The organism is Stenotrophomonas sp. AGC87, from assembly GCF_057333975.1.
In genome coordinates, this window is record NZ_JBHFHW010000030.1 from 73,957 (window position 1) to 77,462 (window position 3,506).

Below are 3,506 nucleotides of genomic sequence, written 5' to 3' on the forward strand. Positions count from 1 at the left end.
GGCGGCCTCGGCCGCCGGCGGTGTGGCTGAAGGCTTCAGGCGTTCCGTCCCGTCGTGGCGGGCTTCCGGCCCCGCGGGTGGGGCCGGCCTATGGGCAGAAGCGTCACGGAAGGGTAATGTTCAGCCCCTTGTGCTTGCCACTGCCTAAACTATCCCTCTTGTCCTTTTCCTTGTTGCCAATGAAATCCGCTTCGTTGTTGACGCTGGTCTGCCTGCTCGGAAGTGCCGCCTTCGGGGCGTGCGCCCAGGAGGGTGAGGTGCGCAACCGGGTGGTGATCGTGGAGAACGTCAAGTTCGACTACGCCCAGGTGCTCAACGTCGAGCCGGTCTTCCAGACCCTGCGCGCCACCCGCACCGAAGAGCACTGCGAGCCGGTCTCCACCCGCACGCTCGCGCCGGTCAATGTCACCGGCGAGGAGCCGCAGGAAGACAAGGGCCGCTTCGGCCGCTTCATGGATTCGGTGCGCTCGATCTTCCGCCGGGAAGACGGCAGCACCGACGAGAGCGGCTACGCCGAGACGGTGGTGGTCGAGGCCACGCCGGCCAACACCGGGCCACTGTTGACCCGGGACTGCAAGATCATCCCGGTCGGCCGTGAGTTCCGCCGCCCGATCGCCTACGACGTGGACTACGTCTACAAGGGCACCAAGTACCGGTCACGCCTGCCGGAAGACCCGGGCAACCGCCTCAAGATCCGGGTCTCCATCACCCCGTGGGTGGGCAACGAGCAGGCCGGTGGCGCCAACCCGTGACACCTCCCGTCGCCCCACGGGCGACGCCTTCAACCTGAATTTCCATTCAGGCCTTGCACCCGCCCCGGGTGCATGCAAAGATGGGCGGCCATGAAACTTACCGACTTCCAGCACGACACCAGCGCCGCCCGTATGGCTACGGGCATGACGTCGCGTGCCCGCCGACCGGAACCCCACATTTTCGCTGGGTAACCGGAGCTTCGTGCTGCCTGTTTGGAAAACCCAGCCCCCGCGCTGGGTTTTTTCGTTTCTACGATCTGAAAAGTTTCATCTGTATACGTTTTGTTGAGCCCTGAACGCGCCCCGGCGCCCCCAACCTCCGCCGGTGACGGTGGAAAACCAGCCGCAAAGGATCGATCGATGTCCCTGAAGCACTTCCTGAACACCCAGGATTGGAGCCGCACCGACCTGGATGCCCTGTTGACCCAGGCCGCGTTGTTCAAGCGCAACAAACTGGGCGACGAGCTCAAGGGCAAGTCGATTGCCCTGGTGTTCTTCAACCCCTCCATGCGTACCCGCACCAGCTTCGAGCTGGGTGCGTTCCAGCTGGGCGGCCACGCGATCGTGCTGCAGCCGGGCAAAGACGCCTGGCCGATCGAGTTCAACCTGGGCTCGGTGATGGACGGGGACACCGAGGAGCACATCGCCGAAGTGGCCAAAGTGCTGGGCCGCTATGTGGACCTGATCGGCGTGCGTGCCTTCCCGAAGTTCATCGACTGGACCAAGGACCGCGAAGACGAAGTGCTCAAGAGCTTCGCCAAGTACTCGCCGGTGCCGGTGATCAACATGGAAACCATCACCCACCCGTGCCAGGAACTGGCCCACGTGATGGCCCTGCAGGAACACTTCGGTACCCAGGACCTGCGCGGCAAGAAGTACGTGCTGACCTGGACCTACCACCCCAAGCCGCTGAACACCGCGGTGGCCAACTCGGCGCTGACCATCGCCACCCGCATGGGCATGGACGTGACCCTGCTGTGCCCGACCCCGGATTACATCCTGGATGAGCGCTACATGGGCTGGGCCGAGCAGAACGTCGCCGAGAGCGGCGGTTCGCTGCAGGTCAGCCATGACATCGCCAGCGCCTACGCCGGCGCGGACGTGGTGTACGCCAAGAGCTGGGGCGCGCTGCCGTTCTTCGGCAACTGGGAACCGGAAAAGCCGATCCGCGATCAGTACAAGCACTTCATCGTCGACGAAGCCAAGATGGCGCTCACCAACAACGGTGTCTTCAGCCACTGCCTGCCGCTGCGCCGCAACGTGAAGGCGACCGACGGCGTGATGGATTCGGCGCAGTGCATCGCGATCGACGAAGCCGAAAACCGCCTGCATGTGCAGAAGGCGATCATGTCGGCATTGATCGGCCGGTAATCGAACGAATCCAACGGTGCAGCCACGCATGGCGTGGCTCTACCGGCTCCAGAACGCAATCAATACCGCATTTCCAATTGGACCCTGACCCCATGAGCAAGAAAGACATCGTCCTGGCCTTCTCCGGCGGACTCGACACCAGCTTCTGCGTGCCGTACCTGCAGGAGCGCGGTTACAACGTGCACACCGTGTTCGCCGATACCGGCGGCGTGGATGACGAAGAGCGCGATTTCATCGAGAAGCGTGCCGCTGAGCTGGGCGTCACCACCCACGTCACCGTCGATGGTGGCCCGGCGATCTGGAGTGGCTTCGTCAAGCCGTTCGTGTGGGCCGGCGAAGGCTACCAGGGCCAGTACCCGCTGCTGGTCTCCGATCGTTACCTGATCGTGGATGCCGCGCTCAAGCGCGCCGCCGAGCTGGGCACCAACATCATCGCCCACGGCTGCACCGGCATGGGCAACGACCAGGTTCGTTTCGATCTGGCCGTGAAGGCACTGGGCGATTACCAGATCGTCGCGCCGATCCGCGAAATCCAGAAGGAACACACCCAGACCCGCGCCTACGAGCAGAAGTACCTGGAAGAGCGTGGCTTCGGCGTGCGTGCCAAGCAGCAGGCCTACACCATCAACGAGAACCTGCTCGGCCTGACCATGTCCGGCGGCGAGATCGACCGTTGGGAAGCGCCGGGCGAGGGTGCCCGCGGCTGGTGCGCCCCGCGCAGCGAATGGCCGGTCGAGCCGCTCACCGTGACCCTGAAGTTCGTCGAAGGCGAAGCCGTCGAGCTGGACGGCAAGGCGCTGCCGGGTGAGCAGATCCTGGCCAAGCTCAACAAGCTGTTCGCCGCGTACGGCGTCGGCCGTGGCGTCTACACCGGTGACACCGTGATCGGCCTGAAGGGCCGCATCGTGTTCGAAGCGCCGGGCCTGGTCTCGCTGCTGGCGGCGCACCGCGCGCTGGAAGATGCGGTGCTGACCAAGCAGCAGAACCGCTTCAAGCCGGATGTGGCACGCAAGTGGGTGGAGCTGGTGTACGAAGGCTTCTACCACGACCCGCTCAAGACCGACATCGAGGCCTTCCTGAAGTCCTCGCAGACCAAGGTCAACGGCGAAGTGGTGCTGGAGACCCGCGGTGGCCGTGTGGATGCCGTGGCCGTGAAGTCGCCGCACCTGCTCAACGCCAAGGGCGCCACCTATGCACAGTCGGCCGACTGGGGCGTGGAAGAGGCCGAAGGCTTCATCAAGCTGTTCGGCATGAGCTCCACGTTGTATGCGCAGGTGAATCGCTAAGGCGAATGACCGGGGTGCCGGCTGCTGGCCGGCGCCTCGCAAGGCCGATTGAGGGTAGTGGGGGGGGGGGGGGGGGGGGGGGGGGGGGGGGGGGGGG

The 3,506-nt window shown here is 64.7% G+C and carries 3 protein-coding genes; all 3 read left to right on the forward strand.

What is annotated here, in order from left to right; all coding sequences use genetic code 11:
- Positions 1 to 179 precede the first annotated feature (179 nt).
- The 3 genes from ACE026_RS12140 (at position 180) to ACE026_RS12150 (ending at position 3,409) form a co-directional block, all read left to right on the forward strand.
- Positions 180 to 752: a hypothetical protein gene (locus tag ACE026_RS12140; protein WP_282263430.1), complete on the forward strand. Its 573-nt coding sequence runs from the start codon at positions 180 to 182 to the stop codon at positions 750 to 752.
- Between the two features lie 360 nt (positions 753 to 1,112).
- Positions 1,113 to 2,123 (forward strand): N-acetylornithine carbamoyltransferase, encoded by a 1,011-nt coding sequence (locus ACE026_RS12145; protein ID WP_123730719.1) that lies wholly within the window; start codon positions 1,113 to 1,115, stop codon positions 2,121 to 2,123.
- Positions 2,124 to 2,215: 92 nt separating this feature from the next.
- Positions 2,216 to 3,409 carry an argininosuccinate synthase gene (locus ACE026_RS12150; RefSeq protein ID WP_486039199.1) on the forward strand — a complete coding sequence of 398 codons (1,194 nt, stop codon included), beginning with the start codon at positions 2,216 to 2,218 and terminating at the stop codon, positions 3,407 to 3,409.
- The last annotated feature ends 97 nt before the right edge of the window (positions 3,410 to 3,506 follow it).

What these genes read in the sequence shown, in the direction of transcription:
- ACE026_RS12140 (WP_282263430.1), top strand. Translation starts at nt 180, where the DNA reads ATGAAATCCGCTTCGTTGTTGACGCTGGTCTGCCTGCTCGGAAGTGCC.
- ACE026_RS12145 (WP_123730719.1), top strand. Translation starts at nt 1,113, where the DNA reads ATGTCCCTGAAGCACTTCCTGAACACCCAGGATTGGAGCCGCACCGAC.
- ACE026_RS12150 (WP_486039199.1), top strand. Translation starts at nt 2,216, where the DNA reads ATGAGCAAGAAAGACATCGTCCTGGCCTTCTCCGGCGGACTCGACACC.